The organism is Halomonas alimentaria, assembly GCF_009902005.1.
GTDB classification, from domain to species: Bacteria; Pseudomonadota; Gammaproteobacteria; order Pseudomonadales; family Halomonadaceae; genus Halomonas; species Halomonas alimentaria.
Genome location: NZ_WUTT01000001.1, coordinates 1975098 through 1997420 on the forward strand (window position 1 = coordinate 1975098; position 22323 = coordinate 1997420).

The window sequence follows — 22323 nt, forward strand, 5'->3', positions numbered from 1 at the left end:
GGCGCTACCAGCGCGACGGCGCCCCATGACGCGCCCTCAGATGATGACGCAGGAATATTGCAGTCAGGTTAAGCACCAGGATCACCAGCACCAGCAGCAACGCCGTGGCGAAGACCAGCGGCATGGCGGCCTGGACGTCATCGCCGTGGAAGGCCGCGTCATAGATGTGGTAGCCCAGATGCATGAACTTGCGCTCAAGATGCAGGAAGGGAAAGTCGCCGTCCACCGGCACCTGGGGTGCCAGCTTGGCCACCCCCACCAGCATCAGCGGCGCCACCTCGCCGGCGGCCCGGGCCACGGCCAGGATCATCCCGGTCAGCATGGCGGGCAGGGTCATCGGCAGCACCACCCGGGTGAGCATCTCCATGCGCGTGGCGCCCAGGGCCAGGGCGCCCTCCCGCTGGTGGTCGGGCACCCGGGCCAGCCCCTCCTCGGTGGCCACGATCACCACCGGCAGGGTCAGCAGGGCGAGGGTCAGGGAGGCCCACAGCAGCCCCCCGGTGCCGAAGGTGGGCGACGGCAGGCGGTCGTCGAAGAACCACTCGTCCAGGGTGCCGCCGATGCCATAGACGAACACCCCGAGCCCGAACACCCCGTAGACGATGGCGGGTACCCCGGCCAGGTTGCGCACCCCGATGCGCACCAGCCGGGTGAGAGGCCCCTGATGGGCCACCTCGTTCAGGTAGATCCCCGCCAGCACCCCGAAGGGAGTCACCACCAGCGACATCAGCAGCACCATCAGCACGGTGCCGAAGATCGCCGGCCATACCCCGCCGGCGCTGTTGGCGGCCCGCGGCCCCTCGGAGAGGAAGCGCCATACGCCCCCTGCCCAGGCGCCGAGCTTGTCTAACGGCGACATGGCATTGGGGCGCCAGGCACGCAGCACGAGATCCAGCGGCTGCTCGACACGACGCCCGTCGATGCTCTCCACTATCAGGGTATCACCGCCCATGGCCGACTGGAGCTCACGGATCCGCCCATTGGCCCGGGTCAGCGCCGCACGGGACTCGGCGTCGCCGCTGCCATCGGCATGCTCGAGGCGACGGACCAGGGGTACCACCACGTCGTCGCGCAGCCGATCGCGCTCGTCGCGCAGGGTATCGAGCTCGGCCAGTCGCGCCTGCAGGGCGGGCCAGGCGGCTTCGCCGGTGTGGCGCTCGCCGTTGCCTTCGAGGGCAACCAGTCGACCGAGGAACTCGCCCCAACGGCTGCGCTGCAGCACCACCAGTTCGGCGGGGTGGCGGATATCGGCGATGGCACTCACCTCGACCCAGCGCCAGCGATCGCCGTCCAGGTCGCGGTTGCCGGTAAAATAGAGCCGCTCACGCGTCTCCTCGCCGGGAATCCGCTCCTCGCGCACCGCCACCCCGGCGAAGGGCTGGCCATCCTGGGGTGTCACCAGGACCACCTCGGCAGGCCAGAAGTGGCCCAGGCCACGGACGGCCAGCAGCAACAGCAGTGACAGCAGCATCAGCAGCGACAGCGCTACGCTGCCGGCGGCCAGCCAGGGCCAGGGGCCTTCGCCTCGCCGGTGCCACAGGCTCCTCATGCGCCGCCCTCCAGGCGCCTGTAGCGACGACGCAGTCGGGTGCGTACCCCCTCGGCGAGTGTATTGACCAGGAAGGTGAAGGCGAACAGCAGCAACGCCGCCAGGAACAGCAGCCGATAGTGGGTACCGCCGGCGGCGGCCTCGGGCAGCTCGATGGCGATGGTGGCCGACAGCGAGCGCAATCCCTCCAGCGGGTTGAGGCTCATCAGGGCGGTGTTGCCGCTGGCCATCAGCACGATCATGGTCTCGCCCACCGCACGGCCGGCGCCGATCATGATCGCACTGAAGATACCCGGCGCCGCGGCGGGCAGCATCACCTTCCAGAGCGTCTGCCAGCGAGTGGCCCCCAGTGCCTGGGCCCCCTCGCCGAGGCTGTCGGGCACTCCGGCCAAGGCATCCTCGGCCAGGGCATAGATGCCGGGAATCACCGCGAAGCCCATGGCCAGGCCAACGACCATGGCATTGCGCGCCGCATAGTCGAGGCCCAGGGTAGTGGCGAGCCAGCCGCGCAGGTCGCCGCCGACCAGCGTGGCCTCGGCCAGCGGGGCCAGCCACAGGGTGGCGATTCCTACCAGCACCAGCCAGGGCATCAGCCACAGCCCCGCCCAGCCGAGGGGCAAACGCTCCCTCAGGGGAACCGGCAGCAGTGCCCTGCCTCCTCCTGCCAGCAGTGCCCCGAGGGGCATCATCACCAGCAGCAGCAGGGCGGCGGCCAGATGACGCTCCACCCAGGGCGCCAGCAGCATGCCGGCGACGAAACCGATCACCACCCCGGGCAGCGCCTCCATCAGCTCCAGGGTGGGCTTCAGCCGGGCGCGCAGGCGACGCGGCATGTAGAGCGCCGAATGAATGGCGGCGCCCAGCGCCAGGGGCACCGCAAACAGCATCGCCCAGAGCGCGGCCTTGAGGGTGCCCCAGGCGAGCGGCGCCATGCCGAAGTGGGTGGTATCCCCCTCAACCAGCGGTTCGGGCCGCCAGCGATACTGGGGCTCGGCATATCCCTCCACCGGCTGGGGACGCCACAGCTCTCGGGCATCCAGGGCATCTGCCCCCAGGAACAGCGGCACCACTTCCAGGGCCAGGAATACCCCGATGGCCAGCACCGAGACCACCACGCCAACGCCCCCCGCGGTGATCAGCAGGGTCGCCAGGCGGTCACGAACGCGGCGGCGGCGCAGGCGCAGGGTGAGGTGGGGGCGTAGGTCGTTCATGGCCACTCATGGGCGTTGAGGAAAAGGGCGAGAGCACCACTTTACGACACTGGGGTGACAATCGCGTGACACTGCTATTCGGCAGGCGGCAGCGAGGCCAGCCATTCACGCTGCTCGGCCAGCCGCTCCTCGCTCAGGACGACGAAGCCCTGCTCCTCGACTACCGCCTGGCCGAGCGGGGAGAACACCAGTTCGAGGAAGGCTTGCTCCGGAGCCGGCAGCGCACCGCCGGGGGGCAGGTTCAGGTAGAGATAGAGGGAACGCGACAGCGAATAGTCGCCGCGCCGAACCGCCTGCGGCGTGGGGGCGGCGACTTCACCTGCGGCGTCGCCACGCGGCAGCGCCTTGACGCCTGCGGTCAGGTGATTGAGACCGGCGAAGCCGATGGCCGAGGGCTCGGCTGCCACCGCGGCCACCACGGCCGCCGAGCCGGGGTGCTCGTTGAGATGCACCCGATAGCTGCCACCGCACAGCGCCCGCAGGCGGAACAGGTCATGGGTGCCCGAGGCGACGTTGCGCCCATGCAGCACGATGCGATCGCCCGGCAGCTCGACTCCCAGCTGCGACCAGCGCTCGATGCTCTCCTCGGCACCGCAGCGGCGCGACTCGGAGAAGATGGCATCCAGCTCCCGCCGGGTGAGGCTCGCCAGCGGATTGTGGCGATGCACGATGACCGCCAGGGCATCGCGGGCGATCTCCAGCTCCACGGGGGGGTAGCCATGGCGTTCGCTGAAGGCCTCGCGTTCGACCTCGTTCATGGGGCGCGACATGGGCCCCAGGCGCGTGGTGCCCGCCGTCAGGGCCGCGGGGGCACTGGCCGAACCGCTGGCCTGGAGCTGCAGGCGCAGGCCCGGGTGACGCTCGGTCAGCAGCTCGCCCCAGCGCAGCATCAGCCCCGCCAGGGTATCCGAGCCCACCGCACCCAGGGGGCCGACGACGTCATCCGCCGGCAGGCGTACCGCCAGCAGGGTCAGCAGCCCGCCCAGCAGCAGCGCCATCCAGCGCCCTCGCCTGTGCTCTCGCCTGGGTCTGCCCTTTACCGCCATGCTACCTCCGCCGATCGTTGCTCTCCCGGCCCATGATACCCCACCCCACCCGACGGGTCGGACGGGGCTGGAGGGCAAGCCGAGCTGGGTTTACCATGGGCCGCGGTCTCGCCCCCCAATAACAAGCCAGGATGATGACACCTTCATGACAGACCTCGACGACAGCCCCCGCCCGCGGGGCGAGCTCACCCTCAAGCTGCTGGCCAGTCGCCAGGACACCAACCTCCACGGCGATATCGCCGGCGGATGGCTGGTCGCCCGCATGGATCAGGCCGCCGAGCTGGCCGCCGACCGGGAGGCCAATGGCCGCACCGCCACCGTGGCCATCGAGGCCATGGACTTCCTGTGCCCGGTGCGGGTCGGTTCCATGGTGAACATCTTCACCCGCCTGGTGGAGATCGGCCACAGCTCAATAAGGATCGACGTCGAGGTGTGGATCCGCCAACCTCATGAACGCAACTCCGACGAGCTTCACAAGGTCACCGAGGCGCGCTTCGTGATGGTGGCCATGGATGACAAGGGGCGCATCCGCGCGGTGCGGCGCGAGACATAATCCAGCCGGCCACGATCACAAACCAGCGGGGGCGCCATTCGGCGCCCCCGCTGTGTGTTACCTGACCGGCCCGGTCGCGATGAACGACTCGCTCAGGCACCGACCGCCTCGCGAGCCTTGAGGTAGGCGAACTCGCCGGCGTCGTTGGAGGGCCGCACCAGCTTCTGGAAGGCGACGTAGGAGTCATGGACCTTCTTCGAGTCCGCATCGTTCTCGACCTGCTCGGCGATCACCTCCTGGGAGGCCTCATAGAGCGCCTTCATCACATCCTCGGGGAAGCTGCGCAGCTCGACACCATGCTCGTCGACCAGGGTCTCCAGGGCCTGGGCGTTGCGGAAGGTGAACTCGCTGATCATCGCCAGGTTGGACGCCCGGGCCGCCTCGGTCACCACCGCCTTGAGGTCGTCCGGCAGGGCGTTCCAGGCATCCAGGTTGACCGTCCCTTCGAGGATCGCACTGGGCTCGTTCCAGGCCGAGGTGTAGTAGTAGTCGGCCACCTGGTGCAGGCCGAAGGCCAGGTCGTTGTAGGGGCTGACCCAGTCGGCGGCATCCAGTACCCCGGTCTGCATGGAGGTGAAGATCTCCGAGCCCGGCATATTGACGGTGGTGACGCCGATACGGTTCATGGCCTCGCCGGCCAGGCCGGGCAGGCGCAGCTTGATCCCCTGCAGGTCCTCGAGGGAGTTGATCTCCTTCTTGAACCAGCCACCGGGCTGGGTGGTGGTGTTACCCACCGGGAAGGGCTTGAGGTTGTGCTTGGCATAGACCTCGTCCCACAGCTCCTGGCCGCCACCGTGATAGAGCCAGGCGTTGGTCTCCTGGGTGTTCATGCCGAAGGGCACGGCGGTGAAGAACTGCGCCGCCGCCACCTTGCCGCGCCAGTAGTAGGCAGCGGAGTGGCCCATCTCGGCGGTGCCGGCAGATACGGCATCGAACACCTCCAGCGGCGGCACCAGCTCACCGGCACCGTGCACGCGAATACGCATGCGTCCGCCGGATAGCGTCTCGATACGCTTGGCGAATTCACTGGCACCGGTACCCAGGGCCGGGAAATTCTTGGGCCAGGAGGTGACCATGTTCCAGGTGATGGTCTCCTGGGCCTTGGCGGTAGAGACGAAGGGAGCGGCGGCGACACCGGCGGCGCCGGCGCCTAGCGTCTTGATAAAGTTGCGACGTTGCATGCAGGCATGACTCCGTGCGGATTATTGTGCGAGCGCCACGCCTGTCGCGTGGCAGTGTCCGCCAGGCAGTATGCTCCAGGTCTGAACAGACTCACAAGCCGCGGGCCTGTCGTGAACGTCAACGGAAAATCATGCCGCCCGAACAGTCGCAGCATGATCAGTTCGGCAGGAGTTATAGTCAAATCTGGTGGATGGCAGTCAGGCGGCAGTCTTGTCTGACTGATCGATTACTTGCTCTCCATCCTGAAACCGAACGTTGTTCACGACCAGTTCCAGCTTCCTGAACCCCTTGATGCGCTTCCAGCGCTTCTCGGCGCTCTGGAGCAGCTTGAAGACCATCGCCAGGGTCGTCGCCCGGGAGCCGCAGTTCTTGCTGCGCTTGGTCCGCAGGCGGACCGTGGCGAAGGTCGACTCGATCGGGTTGGTGGTGCGGATATGCACCCAATGCTCTGCCGGGTAGTCGTAGAACGCCAGCAGCTCGTCCCGATCCTTGGCCAGGCACGCCATCGCTTTGGGATACTTGGCCTCGAAGCGTTTCACCGTGCGATCAAAGGCCTTGTGTGCCTCATCGCGGGTCTCGGCCATCCAGATGTCATGGAGATCGACCTTGACCTTGGGCTGCACCGACTTTGGCAGCTTGTTCAGTACGTTGGCGGTCTTGTGGACCCAGCAGCGCTGATGATCGGTCGCCGGATAAATCTTGCTCAGCGCTGCCCAGAAGCCCATGGCACCGTCGCCGACCGCTAGCTTGGGAGCCGTGCTCAGGCCGCGCTCTCTCAGGCCCGTCAGCAGCGTCTCCCAGCTGTCCGCCGACTCGCGGAAGCCGTCCTCGACGGCCACCAGCTCCTTGCGGCCCTGCTCGGTGACGCCGATGATCACCAGCAGGCACAGGCGGTCATCCATGCGCACCTTGCTGTAGATTCCATCGGCCCACCAGTAGACGTAGCGCCGACCGTTCAGGTCCCGCTTCCGCTACTCGGCATGCTCGGCCTCCCACTGCTTCTTGAGCCGCGACACCGTGTTGGCCGACAGCCCCTTGGCCTGATCGCCCAACAGCGCCGCCAGGGCCTCCTGGTAGTCGCCGGTGGAGATCCCCTTGAGGTAGAGCCAGGAGATCAGCTCCTCGATGCTGCTGGCCCGCTTCAGGTAGGGCGGCAGCAGGCTGCTGTTGAAACGAGCGCCACCGCCGCTGCGGTCACGCACCTTGGGCACCTGCACGCTGACATCCCCGATCCCGGTCTGCACCGTGCGCTCGGGCAGGTAGCCGTTGCGGACCACGGCCTGACGTCCATCGTCGAGCCGCTGATCGGCATACTGCGCAAGAAAGGTAGCCAGTTCGGCCTCAACAGCCTTGGCGATCAGGTCACGGGCACCTTGGCGCAGCAACTCGTGAAGCGGGTCAGCGACCTGGGGTTCTGGTTGTGAAAGAGCCCGGAGGGTAGAATCGGTCATGGCGTATCCACTCGTGTTGGTTGAGATCTTGGTCGTGATCAATCAACAGGATACGCCACCCTTCCTACTTCCTCCCATACACCAGACCTGAGCTTAACTCTTCGGCAGAGCCCCTCTCACAAGGCAATCTCACAATAATATACCTAAAAAAATGGGCCACGTTAGCGGCCCATTCAGTCCCGGTAAATACCATTCCTCAGCTGGCCTCGCTAGAACCACTCCTGATTTCAGGTTGCGAGAAGACCAGCACCTCGGGCAGGTCGCCCTCGAACTTCTCGACGTCCCCTACGCCGGTCTGCCCACAATTGGCCTGGGACAGCTTGGATGTGGCAATCCCCGGTGTGAGGTTGTTGACGTCACCGTAACAACACAGGCTGCCGATCTCGCGGGGATTGAGGGGATCGAACCAACCGCCTTCCGACACCCGCACCACCCCCGGCATGACGTCTTCGGTCACCACCGCACCGGCGAGAATCTGTCCGCGATCGTTGAAGACCCGCACCACATCGCCATCCTTGATATTCCGAGCCTTCGCATCGTGTGGATTCATCCAGCAGGGTTCACGATTCTGCACCGCGTAGGTCTTGCGGAACTCCGTGCCACAGAGCTGCGAATGCAGCCGGCCGCGGGGGTGATTGCTGGCGATGCTCAGTGGGTACTGGGTGTCGGGCCCGTCGAGGCGCTCGATGGGCTCCAGCCAGGTCGGATGCGGCGGGCAGTCATCGTAACCGTACCCGGCGATCGCTCGCGAATAGATCTCGAACTTGCCGGTGGCGGTACCCAGTGCGCCGAGAATCGGATCCTCGCGGAAGGACGCATGGCGAACGAAGTACTTTTTTTCGTCCTCCAGCGGGAACGCAAGGGGCTTGTTGGATTCCCAGAATACATCGAAGACCGGCATTTCCATACCCTTGGCCCGAGCCTCGATCTTGGCAGATTCGTAAAACCCACGAATCCAATCCATTTCCGAGCGACCTTCGGTGAACTCCCGACCCTTGCCCAGCTTGTCCGCAATGGCGGCGAAGATGTCGAAATCATCCCGCGCTTCGAATTGAGGCTCGACGACTTGCCGCATTGCCACTATATGAGAGAGTGCATAGTCACCGACCTGCTCGATATCATTGCGCTCGTAGGAAGTGGTACACGGCAGCACGATATCGGCATGGCGAGCAGTGGCCGTCCACTGAAAATCGTTGACGATGAAAGTATCAAGCTCCCGCCAGGCCCTGAGCATCTCGTTGCGATCCTGGTGGTGAGCAAAGGGGTTGCCCCCCGCCCAATAGGCGAGCTTGATCAGCGGCAACTCGATCTCGCTGCCATTGAACTGCATGGTCTTACCGGGGTTCAACAGCGTTTCGACAAAACGCGCGACCGGGATCATGACATCACTGCCGGACTCATCGACTGACCCGCCGCTACCACCGCCAGCCCCATCGCCGATCGCCTTGAGAATAGGGCTATTGTGGGTCGGCGCACCGCCGGAAGAGTAATGATAGCTCAAGCCATAGCCGCCGCCGGGCAGGCCTATTTGGCCCAGCATGCAGGCCAGTGTGACCAGCATCCAGGTGGACTGCTCGCCGTGATGCTGACGCTGCATGGAGTAGCCGAGCGCCAGCATGGTGCGACTGCTGGCAAAACGCCGGGCAAGATCGCGGATGGTATCCGCGTCGATACCACAAATTTCCGCCGCCCACTCCGCATCCTTGGGCTGGCCATCGGACTCGCCGGTCAAGTAGGGCTTGAACTCCTCGAAGCCGCTGGTGTAGCGATCAAGAAATTCCTGATCGTGCAGATCTTCGCTCAGCAGCGTATGGGCGATACCCAGCATCAGAGGAACATCGGTCTGGGGCTTGGGCGCGATCCACTCACCGTCGAGATAGTCGCAGGTCAGGGTCTTGAGCGGGTCGATGGAAATGGCCTTCACGCCGGCTTCCTTGAGCATCTCGATGCCAGGGAAGGCGCCATGATCCGCCACCTGCCAGGAGATCTGTGAGTTGTTGTGGGGGTCGCAGCCCCAAAACACCATCAGGTCCGTATGTTCGGCTAGCACCGGGTAGGTAGTGCACTGCTCATAGACTTCTATCGAGCCGGTAACGTAAGGCAGAATGACCTGGGCCGCCCCGGTCGAATAGTCCCCGATGCTGGAAGTGAAGCCACCGGTCAGGTTCAACATGCGGCGTAGCAGCGTTTTACAGTTATGCAGCTTGCCGGGGCTCTTCCAGCCATAGGAGCCGCCATAGACCGCTTGCTGCCCATGCTGCTCGCGTACTCGGGTGATTTCATTGGCTACTAGCTCGATAGCCTTGTCCCAGGAGACCCGCACGAAATCGCCGTCACCACGGCCGTCAGGATCGGCTCCCGGCCCCTGCTCAAGCCAGGCGCGACGCACCATCGGATAACGGATACGCGAAGCGGAGTAGATCGAATCACGAACTCCCTGAAGCATGGGTGTAGGCTGGGGATCATCCCCCCAGGGTTTGAATTCGACAGCGCGACCATCCTCGACGACGCCCTTGAACACTCCCCAGTGACAACCGGAAATGACTTCCTTTGTTGCCTCCTGGGCAAGCGCCCCCTTGCTCAGGAACGAAAGTGAAAATGGCATGGCGCTTAAGGCTGCGGTGGCAGCCGAACCCTGCAGGAAGCGTCGCCGCCCCGGGGAAGCAACGTCCGCATTGGATACAACGCGCAACTCATCAGTTTTCTTGCTCATGCAAATGCTCCTTCACGTTGTTCGTTAACGGACGCCGTGGCATGTTGTACACTCACCAGTGCGGTAGGCGCTTTATCAATGGAGGCGAGCAACAGGTCGCCTGCGGCAGCGTAAAAGCCATCCGGGTCTTGTCGGCTCAATGCTTCATTAAATGCTGGCACCCAGTTTTGCAGACGGCGCACCAGGTCCGCCGCGACCGTGTCCCGGTCGTCACGAAGCGCTGCCGCCAAGGCCGCCAGCTCAATGGCAAGATGATCCGGCGGCTCACAGCAGTCATTGCTGACATGAAGATCGAGCGCGCGCAGCACTGCCTTCATCTCGACGACGGATTCGCCGCCTAGCGTCGATCCGTTTTGCCCTTGCCAGGCGCTCTCGTAGGGCAGCACGGCACGATGCCGAAAGATGCCCTCGAACAGCGCCGTATAACGGCGCTGCAGATGAACGGCCAGTTTTTCAGGATCGTCCTGATCGAGGATTCGGCAGAGAGCTTCCGCCGCTGCCGACACGTCCAGTTGTTCTCCCATCCAGCTCAACACCTCTTGACCTGGCGTTGCGCTGGTCTGTACCACCTGTCCCGATGTCATCGGGGCCATGAAGATACCGCTCAACCATTCGGTGGCGACAATCAGCGCGCTGGAATCCGGGCCGGCAATGCGGCCTTCGACGATAGCGTCGCGACTCATTGCGGCACCCCCTCGCTGGCATGCTCGACGACCATTTCGCCACTCTCGGCTCCAAGGTCACTGGAATGGTTCTGCAGATAGGAAAGAATCAGCCGGTATTCATCATCGGTAAAGCTGGTGAAACGCCTCATGGACTTGAGCGTACCGATCCACTGGTTGGCAGTGAAGTGATCCTCTCCCGCCAGGCTATGACAAGATGAACAGCTTTCCTGATAGGCATTCTCGCTGAAGCTCCAGAGCACCTCCTGATCCAGGTTGAGTTCGCTTGCATCGCTCCAGGCTTGCAGAGTGACCGGTCGCCAGACCTGATCCGTGTTGGGATCGACCTCCACTTCACCATGCTCGGTGGCGGCGACGGCATCATCACCGAGGGCGGCCATGATCACGCGCTGGCCGATTGCCTGATAGATAACCGACGGGGCATTTTCCGGTTGCCAGCCAGAAACCTCGAGTTGTAGCTTATCGCCCTGCTTGGCGAGCACCCTGGCTTCGGTACCACCGAGAAGCTTACCGTCCTCGCCCTCGGCCTCCTCCAGCTCGGCGGTTGTGTAGAGCGACTTGGTACCGGCGACAAAGACCGTATCACCTTCACCAATCTGTTGCGGGTCGCTGGTCGGCAGAGGGGGACGATTATCGACGGCGGTATCGAGCATCACCACCTCTTCGGTGAAGTTCGGTTCGGGCATACCCGGAGCGGGTGCTTCAACGGCCGGTATATTGTTGAGGTAGGTCGCCATGGCTTGCAGGTCTTCCCACGGCAGCTGTGAGGTGTTCTCGATGACCTCGGCCATATCTGCGCCCGACTCGCGACCGATCGGATTGACCCCGGTATGCAGGTAGTTAGCCATTGCCGCGGTAGACCAGAAGCCGATGCCGGTCTCGTCCGGCGTGATATTCGGAATATAGCCATGCCCTTCGGGATCCGGGCCGCCGGCGTAGCGTTTGCCGTCGGGAATATTCCCCATGAAGGTACGCGGCGAGTGACATTCCACACAGTGTGCAGGCCCCTCAACCAGGTAGCGGCCGCGCTCGAACTTGGCGTGATCAATGCCTTCGGGAAGGTCGGCAATGTCAGCTCCCATTTCTCCCGCACTCTTGCCATCCAGGAAGAAAAGCCGCCAGACACCGATGCCACGACGGAGATTGTAGGGAAATTTGAGCTCATGATCCGGCACGACCTTGCCGCTTTCCGGCAGCGTCATCATGTAGGCGTACAGGTCACGCACATCTTCCGGCTTTATCCGCTGATAAGAGGTATAGGGGAACGCCGGATAGAGGTTTTTGCCATCAGGCAGAAGGCCACCGGGGCTGACGCCCTGGCGCACCGAGCGGTCGAACTCCTCGAGCGTCCAGTCGCCGATACCATGCTCCGGATCCGGCGAGATATTGGGCATGTGAAACTTGCCGAACTCGGTGTCTAGCACCTTGCCACCACCAAGTAGCTCATGACTGTCCTGTCCTGTGGTGGCATGGCAGGTAGCGCAGTCAGAAGCAATAAAGATGCGTTTACCGTTTGCGATATCCGCCGCACCGTCAGCACCGGCCGTCGGTGGAAGACTGTGAGTCAACGACCAGGTCCATGGCGAGGTTAGCACCAGGAAGCCGGCAGCGCCGACAGCGGCGACGGCGGCTACCGAGATGGAAATCTTCTTTCGTTTGCTTGGCATGGCTTGCTCCCGGTCGGTGCCGTAATAGGCGAATCATTACCTTCTTGTCACGACTCTAAGCCAATATCGTAGGGCAATAAACCTCCTGCCAGCATTGTTTGACCTATATCAAACCTATATTTATGGAATTCAACTAACTTGTTTTTTCTTTCCCCCGTGGGCAGCATAGGCCTCAACATGGGAAATTTATCGTGTTGAGTAAACGTTGATTGCCCTCAAATGGGGACATTACTGCAATCCAGCTGAGGGAGTGAGTCACATGGCAGAGAGGAAGCGATGTCGCTGATATCGATCCAGCCCATGACGCTTTTCAGCAGCGGCGTACACAGCCGGTCTGGCCAGTGGGTGGATGGAAGGCGGGAACAAGCTAACTGTCGATCTGAGAGACTGGCCTCACCGACGACTCACTTCACGATTTAAGCCGTAGAATGCGGCGGCACTTTATCAACGATCAGGAGCAGCTGCTTTTCAAACAGCTGCTCAAGCCATGATACATAGACCATTTGCATCCGATAGATGGTCTCCGACTCCTTGCCGACCTTTCCAGGGCGCACGATAGGCCTCGAGTTCGTGTGGCTCCAGTTGTCTGCAGATCAAGGCTAGCGAGACCAGGTGGGCTGCCCATGCAGGAAGAGGAGCGGGTCGCCGCTACCATGTTCGATATAGTGCATGCGCCCCCTGCACAGGTCCTCGGCCTCTCCCAGGGCTTCGCAAAACACCTAAAGTTACAGCGGCGTCAGCTTGGCGAAGCCCAGCACCAGCCACTTGTCCCCCTCGCCCTCGAAGCTGACCTGCACCCGCGCCCGGGGCCCCTCGCCCTCGGCGTTGAGGATCACCCCCTCGCCGAATACCGGATGGCGCACACGCTGGCCCAGGGAGAGGGAGGGCAGGTCGTCGCCGCCGTTGACCTCGCTCTGGCGCAGTCCGGCAGGGCGCGAGGCGGTCACCGGCCGCGACACCTGACCGCGCAGGCGCACCTCCTCCAGGTACTCCTCGGGAATCTCGCGCAGGAAGCGCGAGGCGCGCTGGAAGGTCTCCTTGCCGTGAAGCCGGCGAATCTCGGCGTGGGTCAGGTAGAGCTTGTGCATGGCGCGGGTGAGGCCCACGTAGCAGAGGCGGCGCTCCTCCTCGAGGCGCCCCGGCTCCTCGACAGACATGCGGTGGGGGAAGAGCCCCTCCTCCACCCCGGCGATGAACACCACCGGGAACTCGAGCCCCTTGGCGGAGTGCAGGGTCATCAGCTGCACGCTGTCCTCGAACTCGTCGGCCTCGTGCTCGCCGGCGTTGAGCGCCGCCTCGGAGAGGAAGGCCTCCAGCGCCACCGCGCCCTCGCCGGCCTCGGGCGGGTCGAAGGATTCGCCCTGGGTGAATGCCCTGGCCGCGGTGACCAGCTCCTCGAGGTTCTCGACCCTGGCCTGGCCCTTCTCGCCCCGCTCGTTGCGGTGGTGCTCGAGCAGGCCGGTACACGCGATGACATGGTCGATGATCTCGTGCAGCGCCAGGCCGGCACTGTCGTTGTCCAGGGCGTCGATCAGGTCGGCGAAGGCCTGCAGGGCGCTGCCGGCCCGTCCCTTGAGGGAGCCATCGGCCAGGCCGTCATGGAGCGCCTGCCACAGCGAGACGCCGGCCTCCCGGGCACGCTGGCGCAGCAGCTCCACGGTCCGCGTACCGATACCCCGGGCCGGCACGTTGATCACCCGCTCCAGGGAGGCGTCGTCGTCGCGGTTGAGCAGCAGGCGCAGGTAGGCCAGGGCGTTCTTGATCTCCAGGCGCTCGTAGAAGCGATGGCCGCCGTAGATGCGATAGGGCACGCCCTGACGGATCAGGGTCTCCTCGATCACCCGCGACTGGGCGTTGGAGCGGTAGAGGATGGCGATCTCACGACGATTGACGCCCTCCTCGACCCGTTCACGCAGGGTATCGACGATGAAGCGCGCCTCGTCGAGGTCATTGAAGCCGCTGTAGACCGAGATCGGCTCGCCGCGCTCGCCGGCTGTCCATAGCGTCTTGCCCATGCGCTCGGCGTTGTGGCTGATCAGGGCGTTGGCGGCCTCGAGGATGGCGCTGGTGGAGCGGTAGTTCTGCTCCAGGCGCACGGTCTTCGTGGCGGTGAACTCACGCTCGAAGCGGCGGATATTCTCCACCCGGGCGCCGCGCCAGCCATAGATCGACTGGTCATCATCACCCACCACCGTCATCGGCGTGGTCATGCCGGTGAGCAGCTTGAGCCAGGCGTACTGCAGGGTGTTGGTATCCTGGAACTCGTCCACCAGTACGTGGGCGAAGCGTTCCTGGTAGTGGGCCAGCAGGGCGGGATTGTCGCGCAGCAGCTCCAGGCTGCGCAGCAGCAGCTCGCCGAAGTCCACCAGGCCGCCGCGCTCGCAGGTGAGCTGGTAGCGCTCGTAGAGCTCGACCATCTGACTCAGGTAGGCATCGCCGTGGACGTCCACCTGGTGGGGACGCAGCCCCTCCTCCTTGCAGCCGGAGATGAACGACTGCACCTGCCGCGGCGGGAAGCGCTCGTCGTCGACGTCGTTCTCCTTGATCAGCCGCTTGACCAGGCGGAGCTGGTCATCGGAGTCGATGATCTGGAAATGCTGGGGCAGGCGGGCATCCTGCCAGTGGGTGCGCAGCAGGCGATGGGCGATGGAGTGGAAGGTGCCCACCCAGACGTGGCGCAGCGAGAGGCCCAGCAGCGCTTCCAGGCGAGTGCGCATCTCGCGCGCCGCCTTGTTGGTGAAGGTCACGGCCAGCACCGCATAGGGGGAGAGCCCTTCGGCCTGCATCAGCCAGGCGATGCGATGCACCAGCACCCGGGTCTTGCCGGAGCCGGCCCCGGCCAGTACCAGCATGTTGCCCTGGGGGGCGCTGACCGCCTCGCGCTGGGCGGCATTCAGGTGGTCGAGGATCGCCGTGACGTCGTCCATGGGAAGGCATCGCTGCTCGGAAAATGGGCGGATAGCTTAGCATACTGGCCCATTCAGAGCCGGAGCCGTAACAAACCGGAGGGAGTCGGGGCTGATCCGTCGACAAGCCTGCGAGGAGGCGCTGTGAACCCATCCCTGGGCGCTACCGACGCCATCCCTGGCGTAGGACCTCCTCTTCGGCTTGTCCCCGGCGCCCCTTGTTCTAGGGCTTCCCTTCCTGCTCCGGGAAGCGCAGCGGCGTCAGGCTCTTCTTCACTTCACGAAGCTGCTCGGCAAGTTTGGGGCCACGGGTCTTGGCCACACCCACGGCGAGCACGTCGACCAGCACCAGGTGGGCGATGCGCGAGCTCATGGGGGTGTAGATCTCGGTGTCCTCGTGGACATCGATATACAGCGGCAGGGTGACCTCCTCGGCCAGCGGCGAGCCGCTGGGGCAGAGCCCGATCACGGTAGCGCCGGCCTCCTTCGCCAGGCGCACGCTGGCCACCAGCGCCCGGGTACGCCCGGTCTGGGAGATCGCCACTACCACGTCGCCCTCCTTGAGGGTCACCGCCGACATGTTCTGCATGTGCGGGTCGGCATAGGCGGCGGTGGAGATCTGCAGGCGGAAAAACTTGTGCTGGGCATCGAAGGCCACCGCTCCGGAAGCCCCGAAGCCGTAGAACTCGACCCGGTTGGCCATGGCCAGGGCGTTGATCGCCTTGCTCAGCGCCTCGTTGTCGAGGCGGTCGCGCACCGACAACAGGGTGCCCACGGTGGAGTCGAAGATGCTCTGGGAAAATTCCGCCACCGAGTCGCTGTCGTTCATCGAAAACTGGGCGAACTGGCTGCCGGTGGCCAGCATCTGCGCCAGCTGGAGCTTGAAGTCCTGGAACCCGTTGCAGCCCAGCGCCCGGCAGAAGCGCACCACCGTAGGCTCGCTGACCTTGGCCTCGGTCGCCAGGTCGACGATGCGCATATGGATCACTTCCTCGGGGTTGCGCAGCACGAAGCGGGCCACCTTCTGCTCGGAGCGGCGGAAATGCTCCATGCGGCGTCTCATCTCATCGAACAGGGCACGACTCACGCGGAACTCCTTGGCTGGCCACCGCAGGGCGGCGACGGGGCGATCATGGTATCTGCCTACAGTATGCCCGAAGGCGATGCGGGATGGGCAGCGCGGCCTTTCGCGGGGAGCGTTGGCACAGCGTTGTGGAAGAACGCCCACGCCGTCATCATTCTGTCAAGTGAGGTATAGTAATAAATGCAGTGTCGCGTAGCGTCCAAGGAGAGTGTTTATCATGCACAAGGCCGAACGGTTGACCTCCCTGAAGAGCGAACTCCTCGACATCTTCATGAGCATGGAAGTCCAGGAACACGAACAGCGCAGCCGCACCGCCGCCCAGCGCCACCTGCGTGCCCGGCGCGGCATCGAATTGCATGACGAGTTCAAGCGGCTGTCGCGTGACATCGCCGAGTTGCCCGAAGACGAACTCGCCGAAGACGCCATGCACTGACCCCCACCCCATCACGCGACGAGCCCCGCCAGGGCGGGGCTCGTCGGGGCATTCGCCCAGGTATCGCTGCGGCGTGCTAGATCAGGCCGTAGACGAATACCGCGATCACGCCGATCGGCGCCACCACCCGGGCGACGACCTGCCACAGCTGGGCCTGGACACCGGAGAGACCCAGTTCACCCAGCACGCTGTCACGATCGAGGCGCCAGGCCACGAACAGGATCGCCCCCAGGCCGGTCAGCGGCAGCATGAACTTGCTGGTCAAGGTATCCAGGAAGTCGAAGATGTTCAGGCCCGCGATCGACAGTTCGCTCCAGACGTTGAATGACATCAGCGCGGCGATGCCCAGCGCCCAGACCGCCACGCCGGCCACCAGGGTGGCGGCCACACGGGAGAGCGGGGTGCGCTCCTCGAGCAGTTCTACCGTCGGTTCCAGCAGCGAGATGGCCGAGGTCAGGGCGGCGAAGGTCAACAGCAGGAAGAACATCAGGCCGAGGATGGTGCCGCCTGCCATGTTGCCGAAGGCCAGCGGCAGGGTGACGAAGATCAGTCCCGGCCCCTCGCCCGGGCTCAGGCCGTTGGCGAAGACGATGGGGAAGATCGCCATGCCGGCGAGCAGCGCGATGACGGTATCGAAGATGATCACGGTGCGGGCGGTGCCGATCAGGCTGACGTCCTCGCCCAGGTAGGAGCCGTAGGCCATCATGATGCCCATGCCCAGCGACAGGGTGAAGAAGGCCTGGCCCATGGCGGCCAGCACCACCTCGCCGTTGATGGCGCTCCAGTCGGGGCTGAACATGAAGGCCATGGCCTCGCCGAAATGCCCGGTGGTCATGCCGTAGATCACCAGGATCACCATCAGGATCACCAGCGCCGGCATCAGGGTGCGTACGGCGCCCTCCAGGCCCTTGGTCACGCCGCGGGCGACGATGAAGATCACCAGCGCCATAAAGGCGGTGTGCCACAGGGTCAGGGCGGTGGGGTTGGCCAGCAGGCCACTGAACAGGGCGCCGATGCCGTCGGAGTCCTGGCCGCTGAACTGGCCGGTGACCGAGCCCAGGGTATAGGAGAGCGACCAGCCGCCGATGACGCTGTAGAAGGAGAGGATCAGGAAGGCGGCGAGCACGCCGCTGGCGCCAACCACCGCCCAGGCCGGCATTCGACCACTCTTGCGGGCCAGATCGATCATGGAGTTGATCGGGTTCTCCTGGCCACGGCGGCCGATCAGCCACTCGGCGACCAGGATCGGCAGGCCCACCAGGGCCACACAGGCCAGGTAGACGAGCACGAAGGCCGCGCCCCCGCTGTCACCCACCATGTAGGAGAAGCGCCAGATATTGCCCAGCCCCACCGCCGAACCGGTGGCTGCCAGGATGAAGGCCATCTTCGATGACCACTGTGCGTGGGAGAGTTTCGACATGTTTCACCCTGAGTGTACGTGTCACCAACGGCCGATCCGGCGCGATGGCGGCTTGTGCTTGTCATTGCCACGTCCAGAGCGCCCCGGGTCACGGGGCACCGTCAAGAGTGGCAGGGATCCAGGCAGGATCGCTGCCGCTGCGCTCGCGCCAGCCGGCGGGTTGCCATCTACCGCGGGCGCCGGAGCGCCGGAATATCGCAAGATCCACGCGGGTTAGGCGCAAGATCCAGTCAAATTCCAGGGATAAAGACGCTCCGGACCATAAAACTATCCGATCAAACGCCCGATGGCCAGCGTCTTTTGGGGTGCAACACTTGTGCCCCCGGGAACCATCCTAGGGACCAAACAGGCTGGCCTGTGCCTCGCCGGGAAAGGCGGCCAGCGGCGGCAGTGACAGCCTCGCCGCCAGCCGCTCATGAAGGCGCCTGGCCAGCTGGGGTGCCCGGCGATTATCGGGAGTATGCACAAACAGGAAAGGGGTTTTCCCCTGATCTATCCACAGGCAGAGCCGCTCGATCCAGGCCTCGAAATAGCGCGCGTTGATCTCCCCGTCGAGATGGCCGATAAAGCGCACCAGCGGTCGATGCCCCGTGGAAAGCACGTGTAATGGGCGTCTCGGCTTCTCGCGCTGGGCCTGGAGCAGGCCGGTATGGTCACCGGCAGGTGTCGAGAAGAGCGGCCGCACATCGAGCATCACGCGATCGACCCCGTGAGTTATCAACAATCTGTTCAGGGCGACCTCGGCCCTCCCCTTGTGGAAGAATTCGCTGTGACGCACCTCCACGGCGCAGGGAATTCCTGTCGGCCAGCGTGCCAGCAGGGCTTCCAGTTGCCCCAGTTCGGCGCCACCGAAATCCCGGGGCAGCTGAACCATCACCGGACCCAGGCGATCGTGCAGCGGGGCCAGGCCCTCGAGAAAGGCGTCAAGGTCCGACTCGATACCGAGCAGCCGCCGCTCATGGGTCAGGACGGCGGGCAGCTTGAAGCAGAAGCGGAACCCGGGCGGTGCCTGGCGGGCCCAAGAGGCCACCGTCTCGGCTCGCGGCGTCCCGCTGTAGAAGGTGGTGTTGCCCTCCACGGCGGAGAATACCCGGGCGTACTCCTCGAGCCCGCCACCACCCGACGGGTAGAGACCACCTCGCCAGTCGGCATTGGCCCAAATGGGCAGCCCCAGGTGCAGGCGGGGCTCGGCACTATCCGGGATAAGGGTTACTCCACCGTCACCGACTTGGCCAGGTTGCGCGGCTGGTCCACGTCGGTGCCCTTGAGCACCGCCACGTGGTAGCTGAGCAGCTGCAGCGGCACGGTATAGAGGATCGGCGCCAGCGCCTCGTGGACCCGGGGAAGATGCAGCACATGAATGCCATCGGCCGCCTCGAGTCCGACCCCCTCGTCGGCGAACACGAACAGCTCGCCGCCGCGGGCCCGCACCTCCTGGAGGTTGGACTTGAGCTTGTCGAGCAGCTCGTCGTTGGGCGCCACGGAGATCACCGGCATGTCGCTGTCCACCAGCGCCAGGGGCCCATGCTTGAGCTCACCCGCCGGGTAGGCCTCGGCGTGGATGTAGGAGATCTCCTTGAGCTTGAGCGCCCCCTCCAGGGCGATGGGGAAGTGGGCGCCGCGGCCCAGGAAGAGGGCATGGTGCTTCTCGGCGAAGGCCATGGAGAGCGCCTCGATGGCCGGATCCAGCGCCAGCACCCGCTCCACCAGCCGCGGCAGGCCGCGCAACGCCGTCACCACCTCGGCCTGCACGGTCTCGTCGAGGCCCCTGATGCGACCCAGCGCCAGGGTCAGCAGCATCAGCGCGGTGAGCTGGGTGGTAAAGGCCTTGGTGGAGGCCACGCCGATCTCGGGGCCGGCCTGGGTCATCAGCGAGAGGTCGGACTCGCGCACCAGGGAGCTGCCCGGCACATTGCAGATCGCCAGGCTGGCCAGGTAGCCGCCCGTCCTCGCGAAGCGCAGTGCGGCCAGGGTATCGGCGGTCTCGCCGGACTGGGAGAGGGTCACGAACAGGGTTCCTTCGGGCACCACCACCTGGCGATAGCGATACTCCGAGGCGACCTCGACCTGCACCGGGATCCCGGCATAGCGCTCCAGCCAGTATCGCGCCACCATGCCCGCATGGTAGCTGGTGCCGCAGGCGACGATATGGATCTGCCTGGCCTGGCGGAACAGCGCCTCGGCGTCGGGACCGAAGCTCTCCACCAGCGCCGAACGATCCCCCAGCCGCCCCTCCAGGGCGGCGGCGATCACCGCCGGCTGCTCGTGGATCTCCTTGAGCATGAAGTGGCGGTAGTCACCCTTGCTGGCGGCGCCGTCGCCGTGCTCGAAGGTCTGCACCTCGCGCTCAACGGCCGAACCCTCGGCATCGAACACCTCGATGCATCCGCCGGCGGAGAGGCGTACCGCGTCGCCCTCCTCCAGGTAGATGAAGCGGTCGGTGACCTGCAGCAGCGCCAGCGGGTCGGAGCCCAGGAAGGCCTCGCCGATGCCCACGCCCACCACCAGGGGGCTGCCCTTGCGGGCGCCGATCACGACGTCGGGTTCCTCGGCATGGATCACCCCCAGCGCATAGGCCCCGTCCAGCCGAGCCAGCACCCGCTGCACCGCGGTGAGCAGGTCACCAGCCTGGCGGCTCTCGCGCTCCAGCAGGTGGGCGATCACCTCGGTATCGGTCTCGGAGGTAAACACATAGCCCTCGGCCTCGAGTTCGCGGCGCAGCACCTCATGGTTCTCGATAATGCCGTTGTGCACCACCGCCAGGCGCTCTCCGGATTGGTGGGGGTGCGCGTTCACCTCGCTGGGCCGCCCGTGGGTCGCCCAGCGGGTGTGGGCGATCCCGCTGTGCCCCGGCAGCGGCTCGGCGACCAGGCGCTCCTCGAGGGCTGCCACCTTGCCCATCGCACGACGCCGCTGCAGGCTGCCGTCGGCGGCGAGTACCGCCATGCCGGCGGAGTCATAGCCGCGATACTCCAGGCGCTTGAGACCCTCCAGGAGTATCCCTTCCACGTTGCGCTCGGCAACGGCTCCGACGATTCCACACATCGCTGTCTTTCTCCTCAGTCGTCCTGCTTGCGGGGTCGCGGCCAGTCGGCCTTGCTGACCTGGCGTGCCCGGGTCACCGCCAGGGCGTTGTCGGGCACGTCCTTGGCCACAGTGGAGCCGGCCCCCACCGTGGCTCCCCGGCCGATGCTCACCGGCGCCACCAGGGCACTGTTGGAGCCGATGAAGGCGTCGTCGCCGATCTCGGTACGATGCTTGTTGGCGCCGTCGTAGTTGCAGGTGATGGTGCCGGCACCGACATTGACGCCACGCCCCAGGCGGGCGTCGCCCACGTAGCTCAGGTGGTTGATCTTGCTGCCCTCGCCCACCTCGACGTTCTTGGTCTCGACGAAGTTGCCCACCTTGGCCCCCACCGCCAGGCGCGAACCGGGACGCAGGCGGGCGAAGGGCCCGATGGTAGCGCGCCCGGCGATCACCGCGCCCTCGATGACGCTGTGGGACTCGATCACGCTCTCGGCGCCGATATGGCTGTCGCGAATCACGCAGTGAGGGCCAATACGCACCCCTTCGCCGAGTTCCACATCCCCCTCGAAGACGCAGCCCACGTCGATCTCCACGTCATGGCCGCAGTGCAGGGACCCGCGAACGTCGAGCCGCGACGGGTCGGCCAGCGCCACGCCCTCGGTCATCAGCCGCTCGGCGATGGCCTGCTGATGGGCTCGCTCCAGGCGCGCCATCTGCGCCCGGTTGTTGACGCCCTCCACCTCGACCGGGTCGGCCGGCTGGGCGGTGACCACCCTGACCCCCTCGGCGGCGGCCATGGCGATGATATCGGTGAGATAGTACTCGCCCTGGGCATTGTCGGCGGAGAGCCGCGGCAGCCAGCGGCGCAGCTGGTTGGCGGTCATCGCCATGATGCCGGTATTGCACTCGCGTACCGCCCGCTCGCTCTCGCTGGCGTCCTTGTGCTCGACGATGGCCACCGCCTCTCCCTCGGCGTTGCGCAGGATGCGTCCATAGCCGCCGGGATCGTCGAGGGTCACGGTGAGCAGCCCCAGGTGATCGTCATCGACACCCTCCAGCAGCCGCTCGAGGGTCGCCCGATGGATCAGCGGCACGTCGCCGTAGAGCACCAGCACCCGGCCGTTGCCGAGCCCCTCCAGGGCCTGGGCCACGGCATGGCCGGTACCCTTCTGCTCGGCCTGCAGGGCGAAGTGCACGCGACAGTCGGCCAGCGCCTCACGAACCTTCTCGGCGCCATGGCCCACCACCACGTGGGTACGCTCGGCGTGCAGCCCCGCAGCGGTGTCGATCACATGGCGCACCATGGGCTTGCCGGCCAGGCGGTGCAGTACCTTGGGCAGGGTCGAGCGCATCCGGGTGCCCTGCCCGGCGGCCAGTATCACTACGTCAAGTGTCATC

15 protein-coding genes and 1 pseudogene are annotated in these 22323 nt (G+C 65.1%); 2 read left to right on the forward strand and 14 right to left on the reverse strand.

From position 1 onward, the window contains the following. Window positions 1-4 precede the first annotated feature (4 nt). The 3 genes from pstA to GRB96_RS09360 form a co-directional block, all read right to left on the reverse strand. The gene (gene pstA, locus GRB96_RS09350) at window positions 5-1549 is read right to left on the reverse strand and encodes a phosphate ABC transporter permease PstA (RefSeq protein WP_161431891.1); all 1545 of its coding nucleotides are present in this window, start codon (window positions 1547-1549) and stop codon (window positions 5-7) included. Beyond that, on the reverse strand, window positions 1546-2760 hold the full coding sequence (locus GRB96_RS09355; protein WP_161431892.1) for an ABC transporter permease subunit: 1215 nt from the start codon (window positions 2758-2760) through the stop codon (window positions 1546-1548). The genes pstA and GRB96_RS09355 overlap by 4 nt, the downstream gene beginning before the upstream one ends. 74 nt (window positions 2761-2834) lie before the next feature. Then, window positions 2835-3758, reverse strand: a complete 924-nt coding sequence (locus GRB96_RS09360; RefSeq protein WP_161431893.1) for a PstS family phosphate ABC transporter substrate-binding protein — start codon at window positions 3756-3758, stop codon at window positions 2835-2837. Between the two features lie 193 nt (window positions 3759-3951). Between GRB96_RS09360 and GRB96_RS09365 the strand changes: the two genes are divergently transcribed. Then, on the forward strand, window positions 3952-4359 hold the full coding sequence (locus tag GRB96_RS09365) for an acyl-CoA thioesterase (RefSeq protein ID WP_161431894.1): 408 nt from the start codon (window positions 3952-3954) through the stop codon (window positions 4357-4359). A 92-nt stretch (window positions 4360-4451) separates the two neighbouring features. On the opposite strand, the gene GRB96_RS09370 is transcribed toward GRB96_RS09365, so the two are convergent. From GRB96_RS09370 to hexR, 7 genes and pseudogenes are all read right to left on the reverse strand, one after another. Beyond that, window positions 4452-5540 carry a TRAP transporter substrate-binding protein gene (locus GRB96_RS09370; protein WP_161431895.1) on the reverse strand — a complete coding sequence of 363 codons (1089 nt, stop codon included), beginning with the start codon at window positions 5538-5540 and terminating at the stop codon, window positions 4452-4454. A gap of 198 nt (window positions 5541-5738) precedes the next feature. Then, window positions 5739-6992: pseudogene (locus GRB96_RS09375) on the reverse strand (IS256 family transposase). 196 nt (window positions 6993-7188) lie between these two features. Next, the gene (gene torA / locus GRB96_RS09380) at window positions 7189-9705 is read right to left on the reverse strand and encodes a trimethylamine-N-oxide reductase TorA (protein WP_161431896.1); all 2517 of its coding nucleotides are present in this window, start codon (window positions 9703-9705) and stop codon (window positions 7189-7191) included. Next, complete coding sequence (locus tag GRB96_RS09385; RefSeq protein WP_161431897.1) at window positions 9702-10388, reverse strand: TorD/DmsD family molecular chaperone; 687 nt, start codon at window positions 10386-10388, stop codon at window positions 9702-9704. The genes torA and GRB96_RS09385 overlap by 4 nt, the downstream gene beginning before the upstream one ends. Then, the gene (locus tag GRB96_RS09390; RefSeq protein WP_161431898.1) at window positions 10385-12055 is read right to left on the reverse strand and encodes a c-type cytochrome; all 1671 of its coding nucleotides are present in this window, start codon (window positions 12053-12055) and stop codon (window positions 10385-10387) included. Before GRB96_RS09390 ends, GRB96_RS09385 begins: the two co-directional genes overlap by 4 nt. A 725-nt stretch (window positions 12056-12780) precedes the next feature. Continuing rightward, entirely contained in the window at window positions 12781-14982 is a 2202-nt protein-coding gene (uvrD, locus tag GRB96_RS09395) for a DNA helicase II (protein WP_161431899.1), read from the reverse strand. Between the two features lie 202 nt (window positions 14983-15184). Continuing rightward, entirely contained in the window at window positions 15185-16048 is an 864-nt protein-coding gene (gene hexR / locus GRB96_RS09400; RefSeq protein ID WP_161431900.1) for a transcriptional regulator HexR, read from the reverse strand. A gap of 214 nt (window positions 16049-16262) precedes the next feature. Here hexR and GRB96_RS09405 point away from each other — a divergent pair, with 214 nt between their 5' ends. Beyond that, window positions 16263-16478, forward strand: coding sequence for a PA3496 family putative envelope integrity protein (locus GRB96_RS09405; RefSeq protein WP_161431901.1), 216 nt, complete (start codon window positions 16263-16265; stop codon window positions 16476-16478). A gap of 76 nt (window positions 16479-16554) precedes the next feature. Here the strand turns inward: GRB96_RS09405 and GRB96_RS09410 are convergent, their stop codons facing one another. The 4 genes from GRB96_RS09410 to glmU all read right to left on the reverse strand — a co-directional run bounded on the left by GRB96_RS09410 (window position 16555) and on the right by glmU (window position 22322). Then, window positions 16555-17898 carry a sodium-dependent transporter gene (locus tag GRB96_RS09410; protein WP_161431902.1) on the reverse strand — a complete coding sequence of 448 codons (1344 nt, stop codon included), beginning with the start codon at window positions 17896-17898 and terminating at the stop codon, window positions 16555-16557. A 334-nt stretch (window positions 17899-18232) separates the two neighbouring features. After that, a complete protein-coding gene (locus GRB96_RS09415; RefSeq protein ID WP_338074054.1) occupies window positions 18233-19102 on the reverse strand; it encodes a DUF72 domain-containing protein in 870 nt (289 codons plus the stop codon). Between the two features lie 5 nt (window positions 19103-19107). After that, entirely contained in the window at window positions 19108-20943 is a 1836-nt protein-coding gene (glmS, locus tag GRB96_RS09420) for a glutamine--fructose-6-phosphate transaminase (isomerizing) (RefSeq protein WP_161431903.1), read from the reverse strand. Between the two features lie 14 nt (window positions 20944-20957). Further along, window positions 20958-22322, reverse strand: coding sequence for a bifunctional UDP-N-acetylglucosamine diphosphorylase/glucosamine-1-phosphate N-acetyltransferase GlmU (glmU, locus tag GRB96_RS09425; RefSeq protein ID WP_161431904.1), 1365 nt, complete (start codon window positions 22320-22322; stop codon window positions 20958-20960). Window position 22323 lies beyond the last annotated feature (1 nt).

What these genes read in the sequence shown, in the direction of transcription:
- GRB96_RS09365 (WP_161431894.1), top strand. Translation starts at nt 3,952, where the DNA reads ATGACAGACCTCGACGACAGCCCCCGCCCGCGGGGCGAGCTCACCCTC.
- GRB96_RS09355 (WP_161431892.1), bottom strand. Translation starts at nt 2,760, where the DNA reads ATGAACGACCTACGCCCCCACCTCACCCTGCGCCTGCGCCGCCGCCGC.
- GRB96_RS09360 (WP_161431893.1), bottom strand. Translation starts at nt 3,758, where the DNA reads ATGGCGCTGCTGCTGGGCGGGCTGCTGACCCTGCTGGCGGTACGCCTG.
- GRB96_RS09370 (WP_161431895.1), bottom strand. Translation starts at nt 5,540, where the DNA reads ATGCAACGTCGCAACTTTATCAAGACGCTAGGCGCCGGCGCCGCCGGT.
- glmU (WP_161431904.1), bottom strand. Translation starts at nt 22,322, where the DNA reads ATGACACTTGACGTAGTGATACTGGCCGCCGGGCAGGGCACCCGGATG.
- GRB96_RS09390 (WP_161431898.1), bottom strand. Translation starts at nt 12,055, where the DNA reads ATGCCAAGCAAACGAAAGAAGATTTCCATCTCGGTAGCCGCCGTCGCC.
- GRB96_RS09410 (WP_161431902.1), bottom strand. Translation starts at nt 17,898, where the DNA reads ATGTCGAAACTCTCCCACGCACAGTGGTCATCGAAGATGGCCTTCATC.
- GRB96_RS09385 (WP_161431897.1), bottom strand. Translation starts at nt 10,388, where the DNA reads ATGAGTCGCGACGCTATCGTCGAAGGCCGCATTGCCGGCCCGGATTCC.
- torA (WP_161431896.1), bottom strand. Translation starts at nt 9,705, where the DNA reads ATGAGCAAGAAAACTGATGAGTTGCGCGTTGTATCCAATGCGGACGTT.
- uvrD (WP_161431899.1), bottom strand. Translation starts at nt 14,982, where the DNA reads ATGGACGACGTCACGGCGATCCTCGACCACCTGAATGCCGCCCAGCGC.
- glmS (WP_161431903.1), bottom strand. Translation starts at nt 20,943, where the DNA reads ATGTGTGGAATCGTCGGAGCCGTTGCCGAGCGCAACGTGGAAGGGATA.
- pstA (WP_161431891.1), bottom strand. Translation starts at nt 1,549, where the DNA reads ATGAGGAGCCTGTGGCACCGGCGAGGCGAAGGCCCCTGGCCCTGGCTG.
- GRB96_RS09405 (WP_161431901.1), top strand. Translation starts at nt 16,263, where the DNA reads ATGCACAAGGCCGAACGGTTGACCTCCCTGAAGAGCGAACTCCTCGAC.